Source organism: Streptomyces sp. NPDC002870, from assembly GCF_042888505.1.
Lineage (GTDB): Bacteria > Actinomycetota > Actinomycetes > Streptomycetales > Streptomycetaceae > Streptomyces.
The window spans coordinates 15955-41613 of the sequence record NZ_JBIAPW010000002.1 but is presented as its reverse complement, the minus strand read 5'-3'; the positions used below and the strand labels follow the sequence as shown (position 1 = coordinate 41613).

Here is a 25659-nt window from a genome sequence, read left to right as displayed (position 1 = left end):
GGAGGGCGAGGTCAGGCGGGGCGTCCGCCCGTGCCCGGCACCGGGAAAGCGCCGGTCGCGCGCCGCGTGATCTCGCCGTAGATCTCCGGGTCGGTGGTGTAGTCGCCGAGCCGGCAGGTCTTGCGGGAGCCGTGGTAGTCACTGGATCCGGTGGCCAGCAGCCCGAGGTCGGCGGCGAGGCCGCGCAGATGGGCCCGGGTCGCCTCGTCGTGGTCCATATGGTCGACCTCGATGCCGTCGAGGCCGTACGCGGCGAGGTCTGCTATCGCGGCCTCTGGCACCGTCTTGCCGCGCTTGACTGCGAGCGGGTGCGCGAAGACGGTGACCCCGCCCGCGGCCTTGACCAGGCGGATCGCCGTGAACGGGTCGAGCTCGTGCTTGGTGATGTGCGCACGGCCGCCGTCGGCGATCCACTGGGGCGTGAAAGCGTCCGAGACAGTCGGCACGACGCCGAGCTCCACGAGCGCGGTCGCGATGTGCGGTCGGCCGACCGAGCCCTCCCCGGCGATACGGGCGACCTGGGCCCATTCGATCGGGACGCCCAGTTCCTGGAGCTTGGCCACCATCGCCTGGGCGCGCGGCACCCGGTCGTCCCGTACGAGCTCACGCTCGCGCAGCAGCTCCGGCTCGTCGGCGTCGAAGAGATACGCCAGCAGATGCAGGCTCACTCCGTCGATACGGCAGGAGAGCTCGGCGCCGGTGACCAGGGTCACGCCCTCGGGGAGCGCGGCGATCGCCTCTGCGTGACCGCGGGTGGTGTCGTGGTCGGTCAGCGCTACGACGTCCAGTCCGGCCGCTGCGGCGCCCAGCACCAGCTCGGAGGGGGTGTCCGTACCGTCCGAAGCAGTGGAGTGGGTGTGCAGATCGATGCGCACGACGCGTAACTCCAGGGTGGGGGCACCTCCCAGGCGAAGCTCTGGGGGAAGACGGGCAAGGGGACGGTCCAGTGTATCGGGGATTCGAACAGCCCCGCTTCGCCCGCATCAGCCGGCTCAGCCCGCTTCAGGCCGGCTCAGCCCGCTTCAGTCCGGCTCAGTCCGCTTCAGTCCGGCTCAAGTCCGGCTCAGGACAGCAGGCGGGGCGACAGCGCTCCGCAGGGCAGCAGTTCCACCTCCGCGCCCGCGTCCCGCAGATCCGTCAGCACCAGCTCGTCGTACATCAACAACCCTGACTGCTCAGGCCAGACGACCGCCCACAGCCACAGCCCGCGTGCCTCGCCCGCGAAGACCGCGCGGTCATCGGGGGCGTCGCTGACATGCCACAGCGGGGTGGGACGTCCCGCTGCGAGCACCTTGGTCTGCGGCGGCTTGTCGACGCAGATGTGCGGGCCGGGATCCGGTCCGTCCATCCCCGCGTAACGCGCACCGAGGCCGACGCCCAGTTCCTCGGCGATCAGCAGCAGTTCGCCCATACCGCCGAGCGGGCCGGGCCCCGAGCAGGCAACTGCCGTCGCACGACCGCCACTTCGGTCGTCCCCCGCATAGGCGACGCCGGTGAAGAGCCAGCCGACAGGCAACGGCCAGGGCATCCAGACAGGGACTTTCGCGCGGTGCACGACCACCCCGAGGGCCTCGACGCTGGGCGGGATCACCGGCTGCAGCGGATGCACCGCACCGTGCACATCGCACTGCCAGGAGTCGGCAAAGAGACCGGGCGCCCTGACCCGGCCACCGCACTTCGGGCAACTGGGTTCGCCCCTCATAGCGACCAACGGTCCTCCCCGGCCGTCGCCCCGTCAAGGACGATCACCCGTCCGGCGCGTACCCTCACCAGGCGAAATTAGATGCATTCTACAATCATTAGGATGTCTAGCTTATTGCTTGCATGTCGCACCCATTCGGCGGAGCGCTCCAGGTCACCCACCGACGGGGGACGGTGTGACGGTCTTCACCAACTGGCCTGAAATCAGTCGAGAGTTACGGACCTGCGCAGCGGATCGCGAAGATCCGTGCCGCGCGACAGCCACCGCTCCTGGAGCTCCTGCGCGCCGTGCACCCGCTTCCAGGCCGCCTCGTTCGACGTCATCGGTAGCAGCGGAAGGAAGCGCACCGGATCCATCTGCCCGCCCAGCTCCAGGTCCTCGACGAGCCCGCCCGGCTCGGCGACGAGCACCGAGCTGAACGGCGCGGCCGGCCACAGCGGACCGCCGACGTCCAGTGAGGCGCCCGGCGCCACGACCACGCCCTCGACCTGCGGGGACGCGGCCAGTACGGCAAGCGGCCGCAGCACCTTGTCGGTGTCGGCGAGCCCGGCCCGTACGGAAAGAACCAGCTCGGCGCGCGGCCCCTGCACCGGGTCGGCGAGAGCCGCGGTGGGGTCCGTCATCGGGTGGGCGGACATGCCGAGAGTGGCGTACCGCACGATGCCCGCTTCGCCGCTCGGGTCAACGAACCGGAGCACCTCGATACGGTCCGTACCGAGGAAGGTCACCGCGGCGCGCGCGTCCGGTTCGCCAAGTGCCGTACGCAGCCGGGCCTCGACCAGAGCAAGAACATCTTCCATGTCGCGAGCATAAATGGCGTAAGGAATGGGCAAGCGAAGGGATTGACCCTCAGTCGGCTGATAGTCTTGGCCGCTGGTCGGGACGGGCACGCTGGTGGGGGTACCCCCCAGGCGGAGCTCTGGAGGAGTTGCTCTCAGGTCCCGACGACACGTCATCCCCCACGGGGGACCGGCTGGAGGAGGTGGGGCTGCGGTGGATCGAAGTCGACCGGTCAGTACCAACCGCTCTTCCGCACGGCACCTTTCCTCTGTGATCTGAGGCCTTCCCGCACGGGGCCCATGGCATTTCGCACGACGGAAGAGCACTTCGTTTTTGCCTGTCTGTAGCGAACGCCGTCACCGCGATCCCGCGGTGCCGCCCGCTTTGCGGACGTACGCATCACGTCCTCATTCCGGGCTGTGCCACGCCACTCGTACGACGGCCTCTCCGTGAAGGAGCCTGCCATGTCGATGATCCGTGAACTGCGTGAAGCAGTCCGTCCGTCCCTGCGCAAGAGCAACGCCCCCTACAGCACGTACGACGCCACCCGCGACCCGTCCGCCTCCAGCGCGGTCGTCGACTGCGCCGTCTACCGCGATGGAAAGCGGATGGAGAGCGCGACCTGCCAGACGCCGCACGAGGCGATGCTGCGGGTGCGCGAGGGCGGCGGCTTCGCGTGGATCGGGCTGCACGAGCCCACAGAGGCCGAATTCGCCGGTATCGCGGCGGAGTTCGGGCTGCACCCGCTGGCCGTCGAGGACGCGGTCCACGCCCATCAGCGGCCCAAGCTGGAACGGTACGACGACACGCTCTTCACCGTCTTCAAGACGATCCACTACGTCGAGCACGCCGAGCTCACCGCGACGAGCGAGGTCGTCGAGACCGGCGAGGTGATGTGCTTCACCGGCCGGAACTTCGTCATCACGGTGCGGCACGGCGGCAAGGGCTCGCTTCGGGCACTGCGGCACGGGCTGCAGAAGGACGCCGAGCTGCTCGCCAAAGGGCCTTCGGCCGTGCTGCACGCCATCGCCGACCATGTCGTCGACGGGTACATCGCGGTGGCGGCGGCGGTGCAGGACGACATCGACGAGGTCGAGATCGATGTCTTCTCCGCGCCCTCGAAGGGCAGCACGCGCGGCGGCGACGCGGGGCGGATCTACCAGCTCAAGCGTGAGGTGCTGGAGTTCAAGCGGGCCGTCTCGCCGCTGCTGCGGCCGATGGAGCTGCTGAGCGAGCGGCCGATGCGGCTGGTCGACCCGGACATCCAGAAGTACTTCCGCGATGTCGCCGACCACCTCGTGCGGGTGCAGGAGCAGGTCGTCGGCTTCGACGAGCTGCTGAACTCGATCCTTCAGGCCAATCTGGCGCAGGCGACGGTCGCGCAGAACGAAGACATGCGCAAGATCACGTCCTGGGCGGCGATCATCGCCGTGCCGACGGCGGTCTGCGGGGTGTACGGCATGAACTTCGACCACATGCCGGAGCTGCACTGGAAGTACGGCTATCCCATGGTGCTCACCGGCATCGTCGGCGTCTGCCTCGCGATCCACCGCACCCTCAAGCGCAACGGCTGGCTGTAGCCCCGGCAGCTGTCGTTAAGCTGCGGGCATGACAGACATGCTGCTCGGCCAGGCCCTCATCGAGGAGGCCACGAAGAAGTCCGGCCTCATCTGGGTGCGCGGCGAGGGACCCGCGAGGGCCCTGTGGCACGTGTGGCACGAGGGCGCGGCACACGTCGTCGGCGACGGCCCCGGCGAGCAGCCACTGCCGCAGCTGGTGAACGGTGGTACGGCGGAGGTCACCGTACGCAGCAAGGACAAGGGCGGCCGGCTGATCGCCTGGACGGCGGCGGTTCGCGAGCTGGAGCCGCACTCCGAGGCGTGGGAGTCGGCCGTCGCGGAGCTGAAGGGCAAGCGTCTGAACGCGCCGGACGCGGAGCAGATGACGGAGCGATGGGCACGGGAGTGCCGGGTGCTGCGGCTGGAGCCGAAGGACGCGGGCACGGAGCTGCCGGAGGGCTCGGGGGCGGCCGCGCCCCTGCCGACGCCGGCGACGACGCGGCAGCCCGCACCGGCGGCTCTGCCGAGGCTGCTGCTGAAGCGCAAGAAGAAGCGCGGCTAGCCCCGGCAGGGGCTTTGTCCTCAATCGCCGGACAGGCTTGAAAATCAAGCCTGTTGGGGGTCCCCGGGACGAAGTCCGGGGGAGATTGAGGACCGGGATCCGGGGCGGAACCCCGGCAGGGGTCCGGGGCGGAGCCCCGGGGAACAGCTAGTCGCTGGTCTTCGGCAACTGGCGGCCGTAGTCGACCGTTTCGTCCTTCGCCGGCGCCGCCAGCGCGAAGTCCTTGTCCCAGTCCCCCAGCGTCAGCACCCCCGCGCCGCCCGCCCTCGCGAACTGGAGCGGGTACGGCTTCCCCTCCAGCGAGACGTCGAGCGTGCCGCCCGCGCCCTCGCCCGCCATGACCTTGATCGTGCGGACGCCGCCCACCTGTGTGCGGTCGCCCTTGCTGAGGTCGCCCTGCATACCGAGCAGCCCCTCCAGCAGCACATCCATGTCCGTGAAGCCACGGAACTGGTTGTACGCCGGGTCCCCCTCCGGCACCTTCACGTACTTGTCGTCGAGCTTGCCCGCCGCCTCGGCGTCCGTCTTGCTCGGCTTCTCCTCGCCCTTGTCGCCCCCGCCGCTCCAGAAACCGGCGTCGGCCTTCAGATAGAGCGCCTTACCGACCCGCAGCAGCTCGAAGGTGTTGTCCTTCGAGGTGACGGAACCGGTGCCGCCGTCGTGCTTGAGGCGCATGTTCAGCTTGTACGTGCCGCCCTTGCTGACCAGCGTCCCGGAGAGGCGTACCGACACCGCCGCGTCTGCCGCCGCACGTGCCTTCGTCTCGATCTCGGCGGCGCTGAGCCTGCCGACGCCATTGGTCCCCGCGTCCGGATCCTCGCTGCCGCATGCCGTGAGCGCCACGGTCAGCCCGGCACACAGCACCAGGGGGAGCGTGACCCGGCGGGCCTGGGAAGCCGGAGGGAGGGGAGTCACAAGCGCACTGCCTCTCATCTGCTTGTCGTTGGTGGCAGACCGCAGCGTACCTGTGCGGAGGGCACCGATCCGCAGAGAGCCGTACGGACGCCAGCCAGGGGCGGCCCAGAAGGGTACGGGCTAGCCTGAAGCCGTCAAACACTGGCATTCAGCGTCAGATGTCCCGGCGAAGAGGAGGCGCGGAGCATGCCCGCAGGCGCCCCCCGGATCTTTGTCTCCCACCTCGCCGGCGTGCCTGTCTTCGACCCGCAGGGAGACCAGGTGGGACGCGTCCGCGACCTGGTCGCGATGTTGCGCGTGGGCCGCCGTCCGCCGCGGCTGCTGGGCATGGTCGTCGAGGTGCTCAGCCGCCGCCGGATCTTTCTGCCGATGACGAGGGTGACCGGCGTGGAGTCGGGCCAGGTCATCACCACCGGCGTGCTCAACATGCGCCGTTTCGAACAGCGCCCCACCGAGCGTCTGGTGCTCGGCGAACTGCTCGACCGACGGGTTCGGCTCGCGGACACCGGCGAGGAGGCCACCGTGCTCGACGTGTCGATCCAGCAGCTGCCGGCCCGCCGCGACTGGGAGATCGACAAGGTCTTCGTACGCAAGGGCAAGTCCGGGGCGCTGCGCCGCAAGGGACAGACGCTGACCGTCGAGTGGTCCGCGGTCACCGGGTTCTCGCTGGAGGAGCACGGACAGGGCGCCGAGAGTCTGCTGGCGACCTTCGAGCAGCTGCGCGCCGCCGACCTCGCCAATGTGCTGCACCACCTCTCTCCCAAGCGGCGTGCCGAGGTCGCCGCGGCCCTCGACGACGACCGGCTCGCAGACGTGATGGAGGAGCTGCCCGACGACGACCAGGTGGAGATCCTCGGCAAGCTGAAGGACGAGCGGGCGGCGGACGTCCTGGAGGCGATGGACCCGGACGACGCGGCCGACCTGCTCTCCGAGCTGCCCGAGGAGGAGAAGGAGCGGTTGCTGGCGCTGATGCGGCCGGACGACGCCGCTGACGTGCGCCGACTGCTGGCGTACGAGGAGCGCACGGCGGGCGGTCTGATGACCACTGAGCCGATCGTGCTGCGGCCGGACGCGACGGTCGCGGACGCGTTGGCGCGCGTACGCCAACAGGACCTCTCCCCCGCACTCGCCGCGCAGGTGTATGTGTGCCGGCCGCCCGACGAGACGCCGACCGGCAAGTACCTCGGCACGGTGCACTTCCAGCGGCTGCTGCGGGACCCGCCGTTCACGCTGGTCAGCTCGATCGTGGACAACGATCTGGCGCCGCTCTCGCCGAACGCCCCGCTGTCGGCGGTCACCAGCTATCTCGCGGCGTACAACATGGTCGCGGCGCCGGTCGTGGACGAGATCGGTTCGCTGCTGGGCGCGGTGACCGTCGACGACGTGCTCGACCATCTGCTGCCGGACGACTGGCGGGAGACGGACTTCGAGGAGTCCCTCCGCGAGGAGTCCGGCCATGGGTAGCGGCAGCGAGTACGGACTGAGCGAACGCGGCGAGCCGAAGGAGCGCACGCCGTCCGGAGCGGGTGCCGCGCCGCGTCACCGGGTCAGGCTCGACCAGCCGCGCGCGCCGCGGCGCATCCTGCTGCCGGAGTACGACCCCGAGGCCTTCGGCCGGTTCTCGGAGCGGATCGCCCGCTTCCTGGGGACCGGACGGTTCCTGGTCTGGATGTCGTTGACGGTCCTCGTGTGGGTGGTCTGGAACGTCTTCGCGCCGAAGGCCTTGCGTTTCGACGAGTACCCGTTCATCTTCCTGACGCTGATGCTGTCGCTCCAGGCCTCGTACGCCGCCCCGCTGATCCTGCTGGCACAGAACCGGCAGGACGACCGGGACCGGGTCACGCACGAGCAGGACCGCAAGCAGAACGAGCGCTCCATCGCCGACACGGAGTATCTGACGCGGGAGATCGCGGCGCTGCGGATGGGTCTGGGCGAGGTCGCCACCCGGGACTGGATCCGCTCCGAGTTCCAGGACCTGATGAAGGACATGGACGAGCGGCATCTATTCCCGCACGACGGCTCCCGCGGGAGTGATGAAGGCGACCGCTGACCGCCCTTTCCGGCAGTGGGCGTCAGCGCCGTACCATCGTCCGTATGGTTACGGAAGACGCGGTGCTTGAAGCACTGGCGACGGTGAACGACCCCGAGATCCACAAGCCGATCACCGACCTCGGCATGGTCAAATCGGTCGAGATCGGGGCGGATGGTGCGGTCGCCGTCACGGTGTACCTCACCGTCTCCGGCTGCCCGATGCGCGAGACGATCACCAAGAATGTGACCGACGCGGTCGCGCGCGTCGACGGCGTCACGCGCGTCGACGTCACGCTGGACGTGATGAGCGACGAGCAGCGCAAGAACCTCGCGTCCTCGCTGCGCGGCGGGACCGCCGAGCGCGAGGTGCCCTTCGCCAAGCCCGGCTCGCTGACCCGCGTCTACGCGGTCGCCTCCGGCAAGGGCGGCGTCGGCAAGTCCTCCGTCACCGTGAACGTTGCGGCGGCGATGGCGGCCGACGGGCTGAAGGTCGGCGTCGTCGACGCCGACATCTACGGACACAGCGTGCCGCGGATGCTGGGCGTGGACGGCCGTCCCACCCAGGTCGAGAACATGATCATGCCGCCGTCCGCGCACGGTGTGAGCGTGATCTCCATCGGCATGTTCACCCCGGGCAACGCCCCGGTGGTGTGGCGTGGGCCGATGCTGCACCGCGCGCTCCAGCAGTTCCTCGCCGACGTGTACTGGGGCGACCTGGACGTGCTGCTGCTCGACCTGCCGCCGGGCACCGGCGACATCGCGATCTCGGTGGCGCAGCTGGTGCCGAACGCCGAGATCCTGGTGGTCACCACCCCGCAGCAGGCGGCGGCCGAGGTCGCAGAGCGGGCCGGCTCCATCGCCGTACAGACGCACCAGAAGATCGTCGGCGTCGTCGAGAACATGTCGGGTCTGCCGTGCCCGCACTGCGACGAGATGGTCGATGTCTTCGGCTCGGGCGGCGGGCAGCGGGTCGCCGAGGGGCTGACGAAGACGACCGGCGCGGATGTGCCGGTGCTGGGCTCCATCCCGATCGACGTACGGCTGCGCGAAGGCGGCGACGAGGGCAAGCCGGTCGTCCTGACCGACCCGGACTCACCGGCGGGCGCGGCGCTGCGGGACATCGCGGCCAAGCTGGGGGGCCGTCAGCGCGGCCTGGCGGGCATGTCGCTGGGAATCACCCCGCGCAACAAGTTCTAGGCGCTTGCCACCGATCGCCGGACGGGCTGGAAATCAAACCCGTCCGGCGATTGAGGACGAACCGGCTGCCGGCCGGCCCCGGCAGCCGTCGCGGTCACCGTGCTGGACGCACGCGACCAGAGGTACCCGACTGGACGTACCCGACTGGACGTACGCGACTAGACGTACGCGCCGAGATCCTGGACCGCCGAGAAGCCCAGCCCGTACGCGCTCATCCCACGCCCGTACGCGCCGATGTGCACCCCGGCCCGGGTCGAGCCGGCCAGCACCCAGCCGAACTCCGACTCGCGGTAGTGGAAGGTCGTCGGCACCCCGTCGACCGGCAGCGAGAGCATCGACCAAACCGGTCCGGCCAGATCGTCGGCCAGCTCGAACGCGGTCTCGGTCTGCTGGTCCAGCCAGTCGTCGCGCAGCGAGTGGTCCAGTTGGGCGGGCCAGGTGTAGGCCAGCAGCCCCGAGCCGGCCAGCCAGGCCGCGGAGGAGACCGTGGTGGCGTCCAGTACGCCGGTGCCGTCGCCGCTGCGCCGCACCGGGCTGGCCACCACGGTGATGACCGCGGCGAAACGCTCTTTCTCAGCGCCGGCGGCTTCCGACCGTATCGACGGCTCGTCGCCGTGGCCGACCGCACCGTGCTGGACCGTGCCGTCCGCCGCGATGCCGACCTGCATCAGCCAGCGTGGGCCGGTGAATGCCTCGTCCAGCCCGTACCAGGGGAAGGACGCACGCCGATAGTCGTCGACCACGCGCTGGGCCGACGTTCCCGCAGGCGCCGCCGCGAGCGGGGGCTCCCCGTCGGGGGCATGGGGATCGCCGACCGTGCCTTGCGCTCCTAGTCGACTTGTCGTCTCCATCTACCCGGCCGCCTCCTCTGTGTCCGAGGCCCGGAGCGGACCCGCCCCCCTCGGGCGTCCTCGCTTCCGGACAGATGGAGAGAATAGCCACCCTGTCCCGGCTCGCAGGGATTGAGGGGCTCAGGTCGCGTCTGCGTCGAAGGGCGGGCGCTCGTCCTGAAGGGGCTTTTCGCGCTTCTTGAGCAGGTCGGGGGTGCCCGGCGAGCCGTTGACGGCGGCGGGGACCGACGTGTCGGATTCCGTGCCGTTCACCGCGTTGGCGACCTCGTTGATCTCCTTCTTGAGGTCGAAGCTGCTGCGGAGGTCCTTGAGCTCTTTGAGGTCGTCGTTGTCGTTCAGCTGCTTGCGGATGAACGTCTTGGGGTTGAGGTCCTCGAAATCGAAGTCCTTGAACTCCGGGCCCAGTTCGCTGCGGATGTCGTGCTTCGCGCTCTCGGAGAACTCCCGGACCTTCCGGATGAAGCGGCTGGCGTCCTGGATGACTTTCGGCAGCTTGTCCGGGCCGAAGATGAGCACGGCGAGCACCACGAGCGCCACCAGCTCCAGTGCGCCTATGTCATTGAACACCCTGCTGCTCCTCGTGTTCTCTGCGGCCCGCAGGTCGGATGGGGTCCGGGCCCGATCCACGGTACCCGCCGGAACTGTCCGCACGGTACCTTCCGACGAACTGTGCCGGGACCGGTCCCGCGGGGGTTCCCCTGTCTGTCATGTGCCGTCCGCGGAGCCGAGCGTGAGCGTCATCGTCCGTTCATTGCCGCCGCGGACCAGGGTGAGCTCCAGCCGGTCGCCCGGGCGGTGCGAGCGGATCTTCACGATCAGCTCCTCGCCGCTGTGCACCCGCTGGCCGTCGACCTTGGTGATGATGTCGCCCGGCTTGATCCCCGCCTTGGCGCCGGGGCCGCCCGAAGTGACGGACGGACTGCCGTCCTTGCCCTTCTCGCCGACACGTGCGCCGTCGCCGGTGTACTTCATGTCCAGGCTGACGCCGATCACCGGGTGGGTGGCCTTGCCGGTGTTGATCAGCTCTTCGGCGACGCGCTTGCCCTGGTTGATGGGGATCGCGAAGCCGAGTCCGATGGAGCCGGCCTGGCCGCCCTCGGGGCCCGCGCCGGAGTCCGCTGCGCGGATCGCGCTGTTGATGCCGATGACCCGGGCCTTGGTGTCCACCAGCGGACCGCCTGAATTGCCGGGGTTTATCGGAGCGTCGGTCTGCAGCGCGTCGACATAGCTGACATCGCTGCCGTCGCCCTTCTCGCCGCCCGCGGTGATGGGGCGCTCCTTGGCGCTGATGATGCCGGAGGTCACGGTGTTCTGGAGGTCGAAGGGTGCGCCGATGGCGACGACCGGATCGCCGACCTGGACGTTGTCGGAGTTCCCCAGGGGCAGCGGCTTGAGGCCGGAGACGCCAGAGACCTTGACGACGGCGAGGTCGTAGCCGCTGTCCTTGCCGACGAGCGTCGCCTTGGCGGTCTCGCCGCCGCTGAAGGTGACGGAGATGTCGCCGGCCGAGCCCGCCGGGTCGACGACATGGTTGTTGGTCAGGATGTGGCCCTGCTGGTCGAGCACGAAGCCGGTGCCGGTGCCCTGTTCGCCGCCGCCGCTGACGTGGAGCGTGACGACGCTCGGCAGCGCACTTGCTGCGATGCCCGCGACGCTGTCCGGGGGGCGGTTGCCGTTGTCCTTGGACGCCTGCGGGAGTTCGACCTGGGTGATGCCGCCGTTGCGTTCGATGTACGCGCCTATGCCGCCGCCGATGCCGCCTGCGACGAGAGCCAGCAGGACCGCCCCGACCAGCAGCGAGCCGCCCCGGCGCTTCTTCCTGGTGGGCTCACCGGGGTGGGTCAGCGGCTGACCGGGCGCGCTCCAGGGGTCGTACTGCAGCCAGTGGGAGGTCGGGGGCTGGGCCTGGGGCTGGTGGGCGTGGGGCTGCTGGGCGTGCGGCTGCTGGGCGTGCGGCTGCGGCGCTCCGGGCCCCGGCGGTGCGTACCCGCCGCCGGTGCCCGGCGCGGTGCCGTTCGGCGCCGGGGAGTACTGCGGCGGTACGGGAGTGCCCTGCGCCGGAGTCGGCATCGGCCGCTGTACGGGAGGCGCGGGCGCCCACGGCCCGGGTCCGCCGTACGGCGGGGTGCTGTAGGCGTCGGGCTCGTGCAGCGGCTGCGGCCTGCCCGGCGCCGGCGTGGGCGGCAGCTCCGCCGTCACCTCGGTGTCCGCGGTCACCGAGGCGTCCTCGGGCACCTGAACCGGAACCGGAACACGTGCCGGCACAGGCTCCGACACCGACACCGACTCCTGTGTCTCAGGCTCGGGCTGGGTCGCACGTCCCGCACTGGGCCGGCTCCACCACTTCGCCTTCGGTCCGGTGGGCTTCCCGTCGTCCATGCTCTCCCCGCAAACTGCCGGCCACTGCGCACCCCCACGGGGCACCCCTCCGAGGATTCAACCAGGTTTGCGAATCTCCGCGCAGTGTCCTGCTCAGCGCCGGGACGACAGGGGCAGAGCGGATTGGGTCGGGGCAGCGAGATGCGTGGGCACGGGTGTGGCGCTCGGGGTGAGCCCGGGGGCGGTAGCGAGCTGGAATGCCGCGCCCGTCGGACGTATCAGCGGCGGGGAGTAGGAGGCGCCGGTCAGCATCGGGGCCGAGAAGGGGTGGCTCAGCGGCGCCGGGGCCAGCAGGCTGGGCGCCCCGGCGACGGCAGGGCGGTTGTCCGACCTGACCAGGGCGTTTCCTGCGGTGCGGCGGCGCTCGGTCTCGGCGCTCCTGGGGTTGCCCGCCGCGGTGTTCCCGCCGGTGGCGCCCGCGGTCGGGGTCGCGGCCCGCAGCGGCGTGACGTTGCGGCCCGCGCCCTCGCCCCTGGGTCCGGCCTGGACCGAGGCGTCGAGCGGCAGTGCCCCGCCGAGGGCGAATGCCGCGAACGACACCGCGCTGGCCGCCGCGAAGGCGAACCTCCTCGCGCGCCATGGCGAGCGCTCCGCTTCCGTACGCCCCACGTCATGGATCCGGAAGCCGCTGCCGGAACCGCCGGGAAGCACGCTCGCGTGTGGGCCCGCGGGAACATATCCGAACGTCTGCGTACGGGACTCACCGGAGTCCCGGCCCCGTCCCGACGAGGCGTTCAGCGCTCCGAACACCCCGTCGCCACCGAGCCGCCCCCCGTCGAACGGTCCACCCCGGCCGTCATCGCCTCCGGGGCCCGCGGGCAGCCCCTGGAGCCGCGCGAGCAGCCCTTCGGAGGGCGGCGGCGGCGCGGTGTGGGCGAAGACGTTCTTCAGGCGGCGCTGGGCGTCGGCCTCGGCCTTGCACTTGGGACAGGTCGCCAGATGGGCCAACACCCGGTCCCGGACGTCGTGTTTGAGCTCACCGTCGATCAGCGCGGCGAGCCGATCCCCCAGATGCTGCTCCGCAGGGGTGGGGCTGGAGCCACTCACGCCGGTCCGACCTCCCCTGCCAGGCCGACCACACCCGCCAGCGAGCGCTGCTCGGCACGTGCCTCGGGCGAACGGTGCTGCAGAGCCTTGCGCAGATGGGACCGGCCGCGGTGGATCCGGCTGCGGACCGTGCCGAGCTTGACGCCCAGGGTCGCGGCGATCTCCTCGTACGAAAGCCCCTCGATGTCGCAGAGCACCACGGCGGCGCGGAACTCCGGCGCGAGGGTGTCCAGCGCCTGCTGCACATCGGCGTCGAAGTGGGTGTCGTTGAAGACCTGCTGCGGGGACGGCTCACGGCTGGGCAGCCGCTCGGCGGCGTCGTCGGCGAGCGCGTTGAAGCGGATCCGCTGCTTGCGACGGACCATGTCCAGGAAGAGGTTGGTGGTGATGCGGTGCAGCCAGCCCTCGAAGGTGCCCGGCGTGTACGTCGACAACGAGCGGAACACCCTCACGAAGACCTCCTGGGTGAGGTCCTCGGCGTCGTGCTGGTTGCCCGTCAGCCGGTAGGCGAGGCGGTAGACCCGGCCGCTGTGCGTGCTGACGATTTCTTCCCAGGTGGGAGGCGTCCACGCCTGCGATTCCGCATCCGATGCGAAGGTCGCGGTAGCTGCGGAGTCAGTGGAGCGAGAACGGTCAGCAATGTCGGTCACGGATCTCGGCTCACCCGCCGACCTGAGGAAGCGCCTCAGCACTCCTCTCCGATCCGCAGGTGCAGCCGCACCTCCCCTGTCGGCTCTGGTGGTGTCCAGCGGAGCCCCTACCATAGCCACCTCGCCCGTTAGCTCCGGATAAGAATCTTTACGCGAATTTGGGTCCTGCTTCTGCTCCAGATCCATGCGCTTCCCCCTGTCCCTCCATAACGCCTGGTCCCATCCGCGGGTTCCCGGGCGCAGCGGATACAGTCAGCGTCGCGCCACTACGGGGACAGGAGAGGATCATTACCGCCAACCGGCAGACGAGCTGGGCGTTCGCCGACGCCTTTGTCGCCGAGGACGAAGCGCTGCGCTGGGCCCGTGACCGGGCCCGGGAGTCAGGGCTCCCCTCGGTGTCGCCAGGCACCGGCGCCGCGCTGCGACTGCTGGCTGCCACCGCGGACGCGAAAGCGGTGGCCGAAATCGGTACGGGGACGGGTGTCTCCGGGATCTATCTGCTGCACGGCATGCGGCCGGACGGCGTACTGACCACCGTGGACCCGGAGCCGGACCGGCAGCAGTTCGCCAAAGAGGCGTTCCGCGCGGCGGGCTTCGCCGGGAACCGGGCGCGTTTCATCCCCGGCCGCGCGCTCGACGTGCTGCCGCGGCTGGCGGACGGCGGTTACGACCTCGTCTTCTGCGACGGCGACCGGACTGAGTCGCTGGACTATCTCGCTGAATCGTTGCGCCTGCTGCGACCTGGCGGTCTTGTCTGCTTCGAGGGCGTATTCGCGGACGGCCGCACGGTCGACTCGGCGGCCCAGCCGGCGGAGGTGCTGCGTCTGCGGGAGCTGCTGCGCGCAGTACGTGAGAGCCAGGAGCTGCTGCCGTCGCTGCTGCCGGTGGGCGACGGCCTGCTCTGCGCGGTCCGCCGCGGCTGAGCCGTATCCGCCCCTGCTGAGCCCATAGCCGCCCCGGCCGACACGTCCGCCGCCACGCCCGTAACGCATCCGGCCCGGAACACAGCACTGCCCCGGCACCGAGGTACCGGGGCAGTGCAGAGTGTGTGCGCTTCCGCGTCAGCCGACGACCTTCTTCAGAGCGTCGCCGAGGGCATCGGCTTCGTCCGGAGTCAGCTCGACCACGAGCCGACCGCCGCCTTCGAGCGGAACGCGCATGACGATGCCCCGCCCCTCCTTGGTCACCTCGAGCGGGCCGTCGCCCGTCCGCGGCTTCATGGCCGCCATGCTCGTTCCCCTTCCTGAAACCAGCTCATCGCAGCCGACAACCCAGGTGTCACCGGCATCGAACACATTGCTTCCAGGTCATTATCCCGCATGGCGGGACCCGATGACCAACATCAGTCGGCATCGCTTGCGCAACGCGCTCTCTCAAAACCACTCAATTCGCCGATCCGCCTGCGATACTTCGCCTCCGCGCGCCGGGCCGGGCCCGAAGATTGTTTGACGCAGGTCACATGTTCGACCCCGGCGATCTCCGCCATGCTGGGCCCAGAACACGCCTGAACACCACCGTCAGAGCCGCAAAGGGGACCCTGCCATGGCCGACTCCGTGCTGTACGAGGTGAGCGACGGACTCGCGACGATCACGATCAACCGGCCCGAGGCCATGAACGCGATGAACATCGAGGCCAAAGTCGCTCTGAGGGACTCGGCCCGGGCAGCCGCCGCCGACCCTTCCGTACGGGCGGTACTGCTCACCGCGTCCGGGCGCGCCTTCTGCGTGGGCCAGGACCTCAAGGAGCACATCGGGCTCCTCGCCGCCGACCGCGAGTCGGGCACCGGCAACACGATGAACACCGTGCGGGAGCACTACAACCCCATCGTGCGGACCCTGACCGAGATGCCGAAGCCGGTCGTGGCCGGGGTCAACGGCGTGGCCGCGGGCGCGGGCCTCGGCTTCGCGCTCGCCGCGGACTACCGGGTCGTCGCGGACACCGCGAAGTTCACGACGTCCTTCGCGGGCGTCGCGCTGACGGCTGACTCCGGGGTGTCGTGGACGCTGCCCCGGCTGATCGGCCAGAGCCGGGCCGCGGATCTGCTGCTCTTCCCGCGCTCGTTCTCCGCGCAGGAGGCGTACGAGCTGGGCATCGCGAACAAGGTCGTCCCCGCCGACGACCTTGCCGAGGAGGCCGCCGCGGTGGCCCGGGCGCTGGCCGAGGGGCCCACCGTGGCGTACGCGGCGCTCAAGGCCTCCCTGGCATACGGCGCCGGTCACACGCTCAGCGAGACGCTCGACAAGGAGGACGAGCTGCAGACGAGGGCGGGCGCGTCCGAGGACCATACGATCGCGGTCCAGGCCTTCATCGCCAAGGAGAAGCCGAAGTACCTCGGCCGCTAGGAGGGGCCAGGCACTGGGGGCCGGGCACTGGGGGCCAGGCACTGGGGGCCAGGCACTGGGGCTAGGCGCTCGCGCGGCGGGCGAAGCAGTCGCGCAGGTGGTCGTCCACAAGGCCGCACGCCTGCATCAGTGCGTACGCCGTCGTCGGTCCGATGAAGCGAAGCCCGCGCTTCTTGAGGTCCTTGGCGAGCGCGGTCGACTCGTCCGTCACGGCCGGGACGTCGGCGATCGTGCGTGGAGCCAGCCGCACGGCCGGGTCGGGGGCGTACGACCAGATCAGCGTGTCCAGCTCGCCGGGGGACCAGCCGGCGAGCACGCGCGCGTTGGCGAGGGTTGCTTTGATCTTGGCGCGGTTGCGGATGATCCCGGCGTCGGCGAGGAGGCGCTCCTCGTCGGCGTCGGTGAACTCCGCGACGGACGCGATCTTGAAGCCGTCGAAGGCGACGCGGAAGCCCTCACGCCGGCGCAGGATGGTGATCCAGGACAGGCCGGACTGGAAGGCCTCCAGGCAGAGGCGTTCGAAGAGGGCGTCGTCGCCGTGGACGGGGCGGCCCCACTCCTCGTCGTGGTACGTGACGTAGTCGTCCGTGGACAGGCCCCAGGGGCAGCGCAGCTTCCCGTCGGAGCCGGGTGCGACGCCGCCGTTCACTGCTCGGGCTCCTCGCCGGGCTTGGTGAACAGGTCGCCCCTGCCCACCGCGGTGGCCTGCGCCCCGGCCAGCGCGGACTCCAGCTCGGCGATGCGCGCGTCCCGCTCGGCGAGCTCGGCGCCGAGACGGCCGAGCGCGTCGTCCACGTCGGCCATCCGGTAGCCGCGGGGCACGACCGGCAGCCGCAGCGCCTCGACGTCCGCGCGGCCGACCGGGCGGGTGGCCGGCAGCGGGTCGACCAGCTGCTCGGGCGCCGCCTCGGGCAGGGCCGCGCTGTCGCCGCCGCCGACCACGGCGAGGGTGACCGCGGCGACGACCACGACCATCGCGATCAGCAAGAACAAGAACACGAGCGAGCCTCTCCCCAAGCGGAAAACCGTCCGGTGCTGATCGTGCCACGGGACTCTGACAGTTAGGGTCGCAGGCGGACGACCTGAGGAGGAAACCGCTGATGCTGCGGCTGGGACGGCGCGAATTCGACGCGCACGAGCCGGTGATCATGGCGATCGTGAACCGTACGCCTGACTCCTTCTACGACCAGGGCGCGACCTTCCACGACGAGCCGGCCCTCGCCCGCGTCGAGCAGGCGGTGTCAGAGGGTGCTGCCATCATCGACATCGGTGGGGTGAAGGCCGGTCCCGGGGAGGAAGTGACGGCCGAGGAGGAGGCACGTCGGACGGTCGGCTTCGTGGCGGAGGTGCGCAGGCGCCACCCTGACGTGGTGATCAGCGTCGACACCTGGCGGCACGACGTGGGCGAGGCGGTCTGTGAGGCGGGCGCGGATCTGCTCAATGACGCGTGGGGCGGGGTGGACCCGAAGCTGGCGGAGGTCGCCGCGCGGTACGGCACGGGACTGGTGTGCACGCACGCGGGCGGAGCGGAGCCGAGGACACGGCCGCACCGGATCGCGTACGACGACGTGGTGGCGGACATTTTGCGGGTGACGCTCTCGCTGGCGGAACGGGCGGTGGAGCTCGGCGTCCGGCGGGACGGGATCATGATCGACCCCGGTCATGACTTCGGGAAGAACACGCGCCATTCGCTGGAGGCGACGCGTCGCCTCGGGGAGCTGACGGCGACGGGCTGGCCGGTGCTGGTCTCGCTATCGAACAAGGACTTCGTCGGGGAGACGCTCGACAAGCCGGTGAAGGAACGCGTGATCGGGACGCTGGCGACGACGGCCGTGTCGGCGTGGCTGGGGGCGCAGGTGTATCGGGTGCACGAGGTGGCGGAGACCAAGCAGGTGCTGGACATGGTGTCGGCGATCGCGGGCCACCGGGGGCCGGCGGTGGCGCGGCGGGGGTTGGCGTAGGCGGTGCGGGTGCGGTACCGGGTGCGGGGCGGGTGCGGGGCGCTTGCCGGCGGGCTTGTTCCCCACCCCGCCCTCCCTCTACGGCCTGGCGGCCGTGGGAGGTACCCCCATCCCGTAACCGGGGGCGCTGCCCCCGGACCCCCGCGCCTCAAACGCCGACGGGGCTGGATCTGCGGCAGGGCCGCACATCCAGCCCGTGGGGGTCCCCCCGGACGAAGTCTGGGGGAGTTTGAGGACACGCGCGAAGCGCGTACGGGGGGTCTGGGGGCTTGCCCCCCGGTTACGGGAAGGGGATAGGGGAAAGCGCCGCAGGCGCCCCCCGCCTAGTGGCCCGTTTCCTTCGTCACCATCTCCACCGCCTCCTCCACGTCGTCCGTGACATGGAAGAGCAGCAGATCGTGCTCCGACGCCTTCCCCTGCGCCACCACCGTGTGGCGGAGCCAGTCCACCAGTCCGCTCCAGTAGGCCGTGCCGAACAGCACGATCGGGAAGCGCGTGACCTTCCGGGTCTGGACCAGCGTCAGCGCCTCGAACAGCTCGTCCAGCGTGCCCAGTCCGCCCGGCAGCACCACGAAGCCCTGCGCGTACTTCACGAACATCGTCTTGCGGACGAAGAAATAGCGGAAGTTCACGCCGATGTCGACATGCTGGTTGAGGCCCTGCTCGAAGGGGAGCTCGATGCCCAGGCCGACCGAGATGCCATCCGCCTCCCGCGCCCCCTTGTTCGCCGCCTCCATCGCGCCCGGGCCGCCGCCCGTGATCACCGCGAAGCCGGCCTCGACGAGCGCCTTGCCGATGCGGACGCCCGTGTCGTACTCGGGGGTCCCGGGCCCCGTGCGGGCGGAACCGAAGACACTGATCGCGCTGGGCAGTTCGGCCAGCGCGCCGAAGCCCTCCACGAACTCCGACTGGATGCGCATGACCCGCCAGGGATCTGTGTGCACCCACTCGGAATCGCCCTCGGTGTCCAGCAGCCGCTGGTCGGTGGTGCCGGGCTGCACCTGGTCCCTACGGCGCAGCACCGGCCCCAGTCGCTGCTCCTCCAGCGCCCGCAAACCCTCGGGGTTGCCCATGACCTGCTCCCTCCGCCGAACATTGTTGCTTTGAGTCAGGGTAGGTCGGTGAACGTTACGACATGTGAAATCCGGGTTGTCAGGCAGTGAGCCAGTCGCGGAGTCGTCCCTCGCAGTGCGTGATCTTGCCGACCGCGACATGCTCGTCCCGCTTGTGGGCGAAGAGCGCGTCACCGGGTCCGTAGTTCACCGCGGGCATGCCCAGCGCGCTGAAGCGTGAGACGTCCGTCCAGCCGAACTTGGGCTGCGCCGTGCCGCCGACCGCCGCCATGAACGCGGCTGCCGCCGGGTGCGAGAGCCCGGGCAGCGCCCCGCCGGTGTGGTCGTCCACCACGAACTCCGCGACCCCGCAGTCCGCGAAGACCTCGTGGACGTGCGCCACGGCCTCCTCCTCGCTGCGGTCGGGCGCGTAGCGGTAGTTGACCACCACGGTGCACTCGTCGGGGAGGACGTTGTTGGCCACTCCGGCCTCGATCCGTACGGCGTTGAGCCCCTCCCGGTACTCAAGGCCGTCGATCACCGGCCGTCGCGGCTCATACGCGGCGAGCCTGGCCAGGATCGGCGCCGCGGCGTGAATGGCGTTGGACCCCATCCAGCTGCGCGCGGAGTGTGCCCGCTCCCCCTCCGTACGGAGAAAGACCCGCAGGGTGCCCTGGCAGCCGCCCTCGACCTGTGCGTCGGAGGGTTCGAGGAGGACCGCGAAGTCGCCCTTCAGCCAGTCGGCGTGGGCTTCGGCCACATGTCCCAGACCGTTGAGGTGTGCGGCGACCTCTTCGTTGTCGTAGAAGACGAAGGTGAGGTCGCGGTTGGGCTCGGGGACGGTCGCGGCGATGCGCAGCTGCAGCGCGACGCCCGACTTCATGTCGCTCGTGCCGCAGCCCCACAGCACGCCGTTCTCGTCCAGCCGGGACGGCACGTTGTCGGCGATCGGAACCGTGTCGATGTGCCCCGCCAGGATGACCCGCTCGGCGCGCCCCAGGTTCGTACGGGCCACGACGTTGTTGCCGTGCCGGTCGACGGTGAGGTGCGGCAGGTCGCGCAGCGCCTGCTCGATCGCGTCAGCGAGGGGCTTCTCCTCGCCGCTGACCGACCGGAAGTCGACCAGCCGGGCGGTGAGGGCCGGAGCATCAAGAGTGAGGTCAAGCACGGTGTCGGGCATGGCTCCGACCTTAACGCGGGCTCCAGTACGGTGGGCAGCGTGTCCGAGACCGCCTCCCCTGTCCGGCGCGGCCGCCTCCTGCGTATCGCGGCCGCGGTCGCCGTGCTGCTGGCACTCATCGGCTACGTCGTGGTGCAGTACGTCACCGGCGGCGCCCCGCGCTGCACGGTCCGTACGGCCGAGGGCGAGGGCCCCACGTACGAACTCAGCACCGAGCAGGCCGCGAACGCCGCGACGATCTCCGCAGTCGGCACCACCCGCGGCCTGCCGGAGCGCGCGGTCACCATCGCGCTCGCCACGGCTCTCCAGGAGTCGGGGCTGCGCAACATCAACCACGGCGACCGGGACTCGCTCGGCCTGTTCCAGCAGCGTCCCTCCAAGGGTTGGGGCACGACCCGGCAGATCCTCGACCCGGTCTACTCCGCCGGGAAGTTCTACGAGCATCTCGCCGAGGTCCCTGGCTACTCGCGGCTGCCGCTGACCGTCGCGGCGCAGCGCGTCCAGCGCAGCGGTTTCCCGCAGGCGTACGCGAAGCACGAGCCGGACGCGACGCTGCTGGCGGCCGCCCTGACCGGCCGCGCGACCGGGGCTCTGACCTGCGAGTCGGCCAAGGGCGAGGGACCGGGCGACCCGGCGAAGGTACGCGAGGAGCTGGTGCGCGCGTTCGGCCCGGAGGTCCTGCCCGGGGCGAGGACCGCGGGCAGGGCGGGAGCGCCCGGTTCGCGCGAGGTGTCCGTACCGGTGCCGTCGACGGTCGCGGCGGACGGCGGCGGATCCTCACAGCGCGGCTGGGAGCTGGCGCACTGGGCGGTGGCGCGGGCGGAGGGGCTGCGTATCGAGGAGGTCTCGTACGGGGGCCGGGTGTGGAGCGCGGAGGAGTCCGACGAGGGCTGGCGTTCCGCGGGCGCCGCGTCGGGTCCGGCGTCGGGTTCCGAGACGGCCGGCGTCCGAATTCGCATCGCACAGTAATCCGGGCGCTCCCTCGTAGGAGGCGCTTCGGTCACGTCCTGACGAGAAGCCGGACTGCCATTCGCACGGGTTGCCAGTGATCCATCAAACCCCTTGCGCCAAAAGGGAAGTGACGGTTCAGCAGACCGCTGCGCAATGGAACGTTTGTCCATTTTTATCCAGGGCTGATAATGCGACGCATTACCAACTCTTTACCTTGGTGCACCGCAACTTCCCCCGCCCTTCCAGCGGTTGTCACTGCGTCCGAACCAAAGTCCTTCTCGTCTCAAGGAGCATCATGTCCCTCCCCCTGACCCGTCGGATCGCCCGTGCCGCGCTGCTCATCGCGGCGGGCGCAACCCCCGTGGTCGGTGCGGCCGGCTCCGCAAGCGCCGTGGAACTTCCCCAGAGCCCGCTCGGCGGCCTGACCGCCCTCGACACGGACAGCCTCGGCAACACTGTCGACGGTGCCTCGCAGAAGGCCACCGACACCGCGGGCGAGACCGGAAGCGAAGCGGTCAAGAAGACCGTCCCGGCCGCCGGCAAGACCGTCGGCAAGACCGGCAAGTCGGCGCCCAGCACCGCCAAGGAGGCCGCCGGTGACACCGCGGGCAACGCCGCCGACGTCGTCGGCGAGACGGCGGGCACGGCGACCGAGTCGCTCGGCGGCGAGACCGTCGGCACCGCGACCCCGTCCCTCGGCGGACTGCCCGTCGGCAGCGGCCTGCCCGTCGGCGGCGGTCTGCCCACCGAGCAGCTGCCGGTGGAGCAGCTGCCGGTGACTTCCCCGCTCTAGTCCTCGCAGACAGGACACGACAGGCCACGACAGGCCGCGGCAGGCGGAGACAAACGGAGATACGACTGAGGGGCCCCGGGAGCGCGAACTCCCGGGGCCCCTCTTTGCGCTTCTCTGCCGCTCTCAGCCCAGCCGCTTGACCGCGGCCTCGACGCGTTCGTCGGTCGCGGTGAACGCCACCCGTACGAAACTCTCCCCGGCCGTTCCGTAAAAGTCGCCGGGCGCCACCAGAATGCCGAGCTCCGCCAGGTGCGCGACCGTGTCCCAGCACGGCTCGTCGCGCGTCGCCCACAGATAGAGGCTGGCCTCGCTGTGCTCGATCCGGAAGCCGTGCCCCTCCAGCGCCGTGCGCAGGGCGACGCGCCGGGCGGCGTACCGCGCCCGCTGCTCCGTGACATGCGTGTCGTCGCCGAGCGCCGCGACCGTGGCGGCCTGTACCGGCGCGGGGGTCATCATCCCGCCGTGCTTGCGGATCTGGAGCAGCTCGCCGAGCACGGCCTCGTCACCGGCGATGAACGCGGCGCGGTAGCCCGCCAGGTTGGAACGCTTGGAAAGGGAGTGGACGGCGACGACGCCTTCGTACGTACCGCCGCAGACGTCCGGGTGCAGGACCGAGACCGGCTCCGCCTCCCAGCCGAGCTCCAGGTAGCACTCGTCGCTGAAGACCAGCACGCCGTGCTCGCGCGCCCACGCGACGATGCGGATCAGCTCCTCCTTGGCCAGCACCCGGCCGGTGGGGTTGGAGGGCGAGTTGAGCCAGAGCAGCTTCAGACCGGCGGGGTCGAGGTCTGCCGGGTCGTCGTAGACGACGGCCTCCGCGCGGGCAAGGCGCGCGCCGACCTCGTACGTCGGGTAGGCGAGCCGCGGGTAGGCGACCTTGTCGCCCGGGCCGAGACCGAGCTGGGTCGGCAGCCAGGCCACCAGCTCCTTGGAGCCGACGACCGGCAGGACGTTCGTGTGCGCGACGTCGACGGCGCCGAGTCGCCGCTCCACCCATCCGGTGAGCGCGTCCCGCAGCTCGGCCGTCCCCCACACCGTCGGATAGCCGGGCGAGTCGGCGGCCGCGACCAGGGCCTTCTGGATCAGCTCGGGGACGGGGTCGACCGGCGTGCCGACGGAGAGGTCCACGATGCCGTCCGGGTGGGCCGCCGCCGTCGCCTTGTACGGCTCGAGCTTGTCCCAGGGGAAGACCGGAAGGCGCGAAGAGACTGCGGGCACTGGCTTCTCTTTCTCGTACGTCAGGCAAAGGCCTCGGTCCCGTACGGACGACGAACCGTACGGGACCGGGAGCGGCACTGCTGCGGGCCGTTTGCTGCGGGAACTACTGGTTCTGCGGCGGCAGTGCAGCAATGAAGGGGTGGTCGCGCTCGATCAGGCCGAGCTTGGAAGCGCCACCGGGCGAACCGAGCTCGTCGAAGAACTCGACGTTCGCCTTGTAGTAGTCCTTCCACTCCTCGGGGGTGTCGTCCTCGTAGAAGATCGCCTCGACCGGGCAGACCGGCTCACAAGCACCACAGTCGACGCATTCGTCCGGGTGGATGTACAAGGACCTGGAGCCCTCGTAGATGCAGTCGACGGGGCACTCCTCGATGCACGCCTTGTCCTTGACGTCGACACAAGGCTGCGCGATGACGTAGGTCACGCTGTCGTTCCTCCTCGGTAGGGCTGGCATTGCGCGGGAGCGCGGCGTCGTCGATGCCCGCCCCTAGTATCTCCGTTCTTGGGGACGATCCGAACAGGAGGGGCTCACAGAACTGTGGAATTCACCCGCGGCGGACAGCTCGAAGTCCGTATTACACCCGCTGACGTGGGCAAACGTGTATCAGTCAGGCGCCTGACCAGCTCCGCCGGGGCGCCCGCGACGTTCACCGACGCAGTAGGCGTTCTCACATCCTGGAACGAGGGTGTGCTGCTGATCACACGCCGGACCGGTGAGACCGTCCGTATCCCCGAAGCGTCGCTGGTCGCGGGCAAGGTGGTGCCCGCCGAGCCGGCCCGTCGACGGGGTCCCGCGGCGGATTTCCCGGAGCTCGCGAGGGTGACCGCACGTGCCTGGCAGCCGGTGGAGAGCGAGCGCCTCGGCGAGTGGGAGCTGCGGGCGTCGTCCGGGTTCACCCGGCGGGCCAACTCGGTGCTGCCGCTCGGAGACCCGGGGCTGCCGCTCGACGACGCGCTGGCCAGGGTGCGCACGTGGTACGAGGACCGGGGCCTGCCCGCGTATGTGCAGACGGCGACCGGGGCGGCGGGCACACAGGAGGAGCTCTGCACGGAGCTGGAGGCACGCGGCTGGCGGCGCGAGGTCTCGGCGGAGGTGCGGATCGGGGCGCTGGCCCCGATCGGCGACCTGGACGCGGAGGTGGAGCGCGTGCGGCTCGCGCGCTCGGTCGACGAGGCGTGGCTACAGCGCTACCAGCGGTCCGGTGTGCCCGGGCCACATGTGCTGAAGGCATTGCTGCAGGTAGTGGGGAGCGGCCCCTCTGTGTGGTTCGCATCCGTACCCGGAGTCATGGGCGGTCCACCGGCGGCGATCGGGCGGTGTGTGGTCGACGGCCGCTGGGCGGGCTTCATGGCGGTGGAGGTGGACCCGGCGTACCGGCGCCAGGGCCTCGCGACCTCGGTGATGACCGCGCTCGCCCGGCGTGCGCTGGAGGAGGGCGCGTCCGCGGCCTGGCTGCAGGTGGAGTCCGACAACGACGGGGCGCGTGCGCTGTACGACGGTATGGGCTTCGCGACCCACCACCGCTACCACCACTTCCGAGCTGCCTGAGCGGGTACGAATCGCGTATGCACGACGAATCCCCCGATCCGCCCGCCGACGGGCCTGCCGACCGGCGGCGGCTGTTCGCCGAGGAGGCCCGCTCCGAGCGGCCCGACCTCTCGATGCTGTGCCTGCTCGTAGGCGCGGAGGCGGACCCCTCCATGGACGAGGCGGCCCTGGACGCGGCCCAGATCGAACTGGACCGCCTGGCCGGCCTGCTCCCCTTCGGTCTGACCGGCCCCCGCGCATGGGCATCCGCCGTGGCCGACCTCCTCGGCGGCCGCTATGACTTCAGAGGTACCCCCGGCGACTACCAGCGCCTTGAGTCCTCCCTGCTCCACGAGGTCCTGCGGCGCCGCCGGGGCCTGCCGATCCTCCTCTCGGTGGTCTGGATCGAGGTGGCACGCCGGGCGGGAGCGCCGGTGTACGGAGTCGCCCTGCCCGGCCACTTCGTGGTCGGCTTCGGCGACCCCCACGAGCAGGTCCTCGTGGATCCCTTCGCGGGCGGCCGCCTGCTGACGGGCCCGGACGCGGAACTGCTGGTCGCGGGCGCGACCGGTGCGCCGCTCGACCCGTCGATGCTGACCCCGGCGGACCCGCTCGACGTGGTGGTGCGCATCCTGAACAACATCCGCGCCTGGGCGGCGACCCGCCCGGAACGGTCGGACGTAGCCCTGTGGGCGCTCGACCTGTCCCTGCTGCTGCCGTCCCACCCGGCGCGCCTGCGCTACGAACGGGCCCAGCTGCTCGTACAGCGCGGGGAGTTCGCGACGGGGGCCGCGGAGCTTGACGCGTACGCGGATGTGGTGGCGGCGGTGGACCAGACCGCGGCGGACGCGATCAAGGGGCGGGCGCGGGCGGCGCGGGCGATGCTGAACTGAGCCGCAACGGCCGCGGGTACCCGGCCCGTTGGCCGCCCGTCACAGCGACATGAAGCCGTATTTCGCC

28 protein-coding genes are annotated in these 25659 nt (G+C 70.6%); 12 read left to right on the top strand and 16 right to left on the bottom strand.

Going from position 1 to position 25659, the window contains the following annotated elements:
* Positions 1 to 11: 11 nt before the first annotated feature.
* From ACFYWY_RS02650 to ACFYWY_RS02640, 3 genes are all read right to left on the bottom strand, one after another.
* Positions 12 to 875, bottom strand: a complete 864-nt coding sequence (locus ACFYWY_RS02650) for a PHP domain-containing protein (RefSeq protein WP_389178549.1) — start codon at positions 873 to 875, stop codon at positions 12 to 14.
* Between the two features lie 188 nt (positions 876 to 1063).
* Entirely contained in the window at positions 1064 to 1702 is a 639-nt protein-coding gene (locus ACFYWY_RS02645; RefSeq protein ID WP_389178546.1) for a DUF6758 family protein, read from the bottom strand.
* Positions 1703 to 1905: 203 nt separating this feature from the next.
* Positions 1906 to 2502, bottom strand: coding sequence for a suppressor of fused domain protein (locus ACFYWY_RS02640; RefSeq protein WP_389178543.1), 597 nt, complete (start codon positions 2500 to 2502; stop codon positions 1906 to 1908).
* Positions 2503 to 2946: 444 nt separating this feature from the next.
* Here ACFYWY_RS02640 and ACFYWY_RS02635 point away from each other — a divergent pair, with 444 nt between their 5' ends.
* Both ACFYWY_RS02635 and ACFYWY_RS02630 read left to right on the top strand, forming a co-directional pair.
* Positions 2947 to 4062 carry a magnesium and cobalt transport protein CorA gene (locus ACFYWY_RS02635; protein WP_389178540.1) on the top strand — a complete coding sequence of 372 codons (1116 nt, stop codon included), beginning with the start codon at positions 2947 to 2949 and terminating at the stop codon, positions 4060 to 4062.
* 28 nt (positions 4063 to 4090) lie between these two features.
* A complete protein-coding gene (locus tag ACFYWY_RS02630) occupies positions 4091 to 4603 on the top strand; it encodes a hypothetical protein (protein ID WP_389178537.1) in 513 nt (170 codons plus the stop codon).
* 147 nt (positions 4604 to 4750) lie between these two features.
* Here ACFYWY_RS02630 and ACFYWY_RS02625 read toward each other — a convergent pair whose 3' ends face one another.
* Positions 4751 to 5518 (bottom strand): hypothetical protein, encoded by a 768-nt coding sequence (locus tag ACFYWY_RS02625; protein WP_389178534.1) that lies wholly within the window; start codon positions 5516 to 5518, stop codon positions 4751 to 4753.
* Between the two features lie 186 nt (positions 5519 to 5704).
* Between ACFYWY_RS02625 and ACFYWY_RS02620 the strand changes: the two genes are divergently transcribed.
* From ACFYWY_RS02620 to ACFYWY_RS02610, 3 genes are read left to right on the top strand one after another with little or no spacing between them, the layout of a single operon-like run.
* A complete protein-coding gene (locus ACFYWY_RS02620; RefSeq protein ID WP_389178531.1) occupies positions 5705 to 6982 on the top strand; it encodes a magnesium transporter MgtE N-terminal domain-containing protein in 1278 nt (425 codons plus the stop codon).
* On the top strand, positions 6975 to 7568 hold the full coding sequence (locus ACFYWY_RS02615; protein WP_389178528.1) for a DUF1003 domain-containing protein: 594 nt from the start codon (positions 6975 to 6977) through the stop codon (positions 7566 to 7568). Before ACFYWY_RS02620 ends, ACFYWY_RS02615 begins: the two co-directional genes overlap by 8 nt.
* A 44-nt stretch (positions 7569 to 7612) precedes the next feature.
* On the top strand, positions 7613 to 8746 hold the full coding sequence (locus tag ACFYWY_RS02610; RefSeq protein WP_389178525.1) for an Mrp/NBP35 family ATP-binding protein: 1134 nt from the start codon (positions 7613 to 7615) through the stop codon (positions 8744 to 8746).
* A 158-nt stretch (positions 8747 to 8904) separates the two neighbouring features.
* Here ACFYWY_RS02610 and ACFYWY_RS02605 read toward each other — a convergent pair whose 3' ends face one another.
* The 5 genes from ACFYWY_RS02605 to sigE form a co-directional block, all read right to left on the bottom strand.
* Positions 8905 to 9597, bottom strand: a complete 693-nt coding sequence (locus ACFYWY_RS02605) for a hypothetical protein (RefSeq protein ID WP_389178522.1) — start codon at positions 9595 to 9597, stop codon at positions 8905 to 8907.
* 120 nt (positions 9598 to 9717) lie between these two features.
* On the bottom strand, positions 9718 to 10164 hold the full coding sequence (locus ACFYWY_RS02600; protein WP_389178519.1) for a sec-independent translocase: 447 nt from the start codon (positions 10162 to 10164) through the stop codon (positions 9718 to 9720).
* Between the two features lie 138 nt (positions 10165 to 10302).
* Positions 10303 to 11976, bottom strand: coding sequence for a trypsin-like peptidase domain-containing protein (locus ACFYWY_RS02595; protein WP_389178516.1), 1674 nt, complete (start codon positions 11974 to 11976; stop codon positions 10303 to 10305).
* A 93-nt stretch (positions 11977 to 12069) separates the two neighbouring features.
* Positions 12070 to 13023, bottom strand: coding sequence for an anti-sigma factor family protein (locus ACFYWY_RS02590; protein WP_389178513.1), 954 nt, complete (start codon positions 13021 to 13023; stop codon positions 12070 to 12072).
* Entirely contained in the window at positions 13020 to 13787 is a 768-nt protein-coding gene (gene sigE / locus ACFYWY_RS02585; protein WP_389178510.1) for an RNA polymerase sigma factor SigE, read from the bottom strand. Before sigE ends, ACFYWY_RS02590 begins: the two co-directional genes overlap by 4 nt.
* 107 nt (positions 13788 to 13894) lie before the next feature.
* Here sigE and ACFYWY_RS02580 point away from each other — a divergent pair, with 107 nt between their 5' ends.
* Complete coding sequence (locus ACFYWY_RS02580; protein ID WP_389179549.1) at positions 13895 to 14596, top strand: O-methyltransferase; 702 nt, start codon at positions 13895 to 13897, stop codon at positions 14594 to 14596.
* Between the two features lie 138 nt (positions 14597 to 14734).
* Here ACFYWY_RS02580 and ACFYWY_RS02575 read toward each other — a convergent pair whose 3' ends face one another.
* Entirely contained in the window at positions 14735 to 14902 is a 168-nt protein-coding gene (locus tag ACFYWY_RS02575) for a DUF3117 domain-containing protein (RefSeq protein WP_003966491.1), read from the bottom strand.
* A 313-nt stretch (positions 14903 to 15215) separates the two neighbouring features.
* Here ACFYWY_RS02575 and ACFYWY_RS02570 point away from each other — a divergent pair, with 313 nt between their 5' ends.
* Positions 15216 to 16016, top strand: a complete 801-nt coding sequence (locus tag ACFYWY_RS02570) for an enoyl-CoA hydratase/isomerase family protein (protein ID WP_389178507.1) — start codon at positions 15216 to 15218, stop codon at positions 16014 to 16016.
* A 61-nt stretch (positions 16017 to 16077) separates the two neighbouring features.
* Here ACFYWY_RS02570 and ACFYWY_RS02565 read toward each other — a convergent pair whose 3' ends face one another.
* On the bottom strand, positions 16078 to 16665 hold the full coding sequence (locus ACFYWY_RS02565) for a DNA-3-methyladenine glycosylase I (RefSeq protein ID WP_389178504.1): 588 nt from the start codon (positions 16663 to 16665) through the stop codon (positions 16078 to 16080).
* Positions 16662 to 17015 (bottom strand): DivIVA domain-containing protein, encoded by a 354-nt coding sequence (locus ACFYWY_RS02560; protein WP_389178501.1) that lies wholly within the window; start codon positions 17013 to 17015, stop codon positions 16662 to 16664. Before ACFYWY_RS02560 ends, ACFYWY_RS02565 begins: the two co-directional genes overlap by 4 nt.
* A gap of 101 nt (positions 17016 to 17116) precedes the next feature.
* On the opposite strand from ACFYWY_RS02560, the gene folP reads away from it, so the two are divergent.
* Entirely contained in the window at positions 17117 to 17977 is an 861-nt protein-coding gene (gene folP / locus ACFYWY_RS02555; RefSeq protein WP_389178498.1) for a dihydropteroate synthase, read from the top strand.
* Between the two features lie 323 nt (positions 17978 to 18300).
* On the opposite strand, the gene ACFYWY_RS02550 is transcribed toward folP, so the two are convergent.
* Both ACFYWY_RS02550 and dapE read right to left on the bottom strand, forming a co-directional pair.
* Positions 18301 to 19050 carry a TIGR00730 family Rossman fold protein gene (locus ACFYWY_RS02550; protein ID WP_389178495.1) on the bottom strand — a complete coding sequence of 250 codons (750 nt, stop codon included), beginning with the start codon at positions 19048 to 19050 and terminating at the stop codon, positions 18301 to 18303.
* 79 nt (positions 19051 to 19129) lie between these two features.
* The gene (gene dapE / locus ACFYWY_RS02545) at positions 19130 to 20209 is read right to left on the bottom strand and encodes a succinyl-diaminopimelate desuccinylase (RefSeq protein WP_389178492.1); all 1080 of its coding nucleotides are present in this window, start codon (positions 20207 to 20209) and stop codon (positions 19130 to 19132) included.
* A gap of 39 nt (positions 20210 to 20248) precedes the next feature.
* On the opposite strand from dapE, the gene ACFYWY_RS02540 reads away from it, so the two are divergent.
* Both ACFYWY_RS02540 and ACFYWY_RS02535 read left to right on the top strand, forming a co-directional pair.
* Positions 20249 to 21178 (top strand): hypothetical protein, encoded by a 930-nt coding sequence (locus ACFYWY_RS02540; RefSeq protein WP_389178489.1) that lies wholly within the window; start codon positions 20249 to 20251, stop codon positions 21176 to 21178.
* 277 nt (positions 21179 to 21455) lie between these two features.
* Entirely contained in the window at positions 21456 to 21953 is a 498-nt protein-coding gene (locus tag ACFYWY_RS02535) for an ATP-binding protein (RefSeq protein WP_389178487.1), read from the top strand.
* Between the two features lie 123 nt (positions 21954 to 22076).
* Here ACFYWY_RS02535 and ACFYWY_RS02530 read toward each other — a convergent pair whose 3' ends face one another.
* Both ACFYWY_RS02530 and fdxA read right to left on the bottom strand, forming a co-directional pair.
* Positions 22077 to 23171 carry a bifunctional succinyldiaminopimelate transaminase/glutamate-prephenate aminotransferase gene (locus ACFYWY_RS02530; RefSeq protein ID WP_389178484.1) on the bottom strand — a complete coding sequence of 365 codons (1095 nt, stop codon included), beginning with the start codon at positions 23169 to 23171 and terminating at the stop codon, positions 22077 to 22079.
* Positions 23172 to 23274: 103 nt separating this feature from the next.
* Positions 23275 to 23595 (bottom strand): ferredoxin, encoded by a 321-nt coding sequence (fdxA, locus tag ACFYWY_RS02525; protein WP_018089397.1) that lies wholly within the window; start codon positions 23593 to 23595, stop codon positions 23275 to 23277.
* 114 nt (positions 23596 to 23709) lie between these two features.
* Here fdxA and ACFYWY_RS02520 point away from each other — a divergent pair, with 114 nt between their 5' ends.
* Both ACFYWY_RS02520 and ACFYWY_RS02515 read left to right on the top strand, forming a co-directional pair.
* Positions 23710 to 24720, top strand: coding sequence for a GNAT family N-acetyltransferase (locus ACFYWY_RS02520; RefSeq protein ID WP_389178481.1), 1011 nt, complete (start codon positions 23710 to 23712; stop codon positions 24718 to 24720).
* Positions 24721 to 24737: 17 nt separating this feature from the next.
* Complete coding sequence (locus ACFYWY_RS02515) at positions 24738 to 25592, top strand: transglutaminase-like domain-containing protein (protein ID WP_389178478.1); 855 nt, start codon at positions 24738 to 24740, stop codon at positions 25590 to 25592.
* The last annotated feature ends 67 nt before the right edge of the window (positions 25593 to 25659 follow it).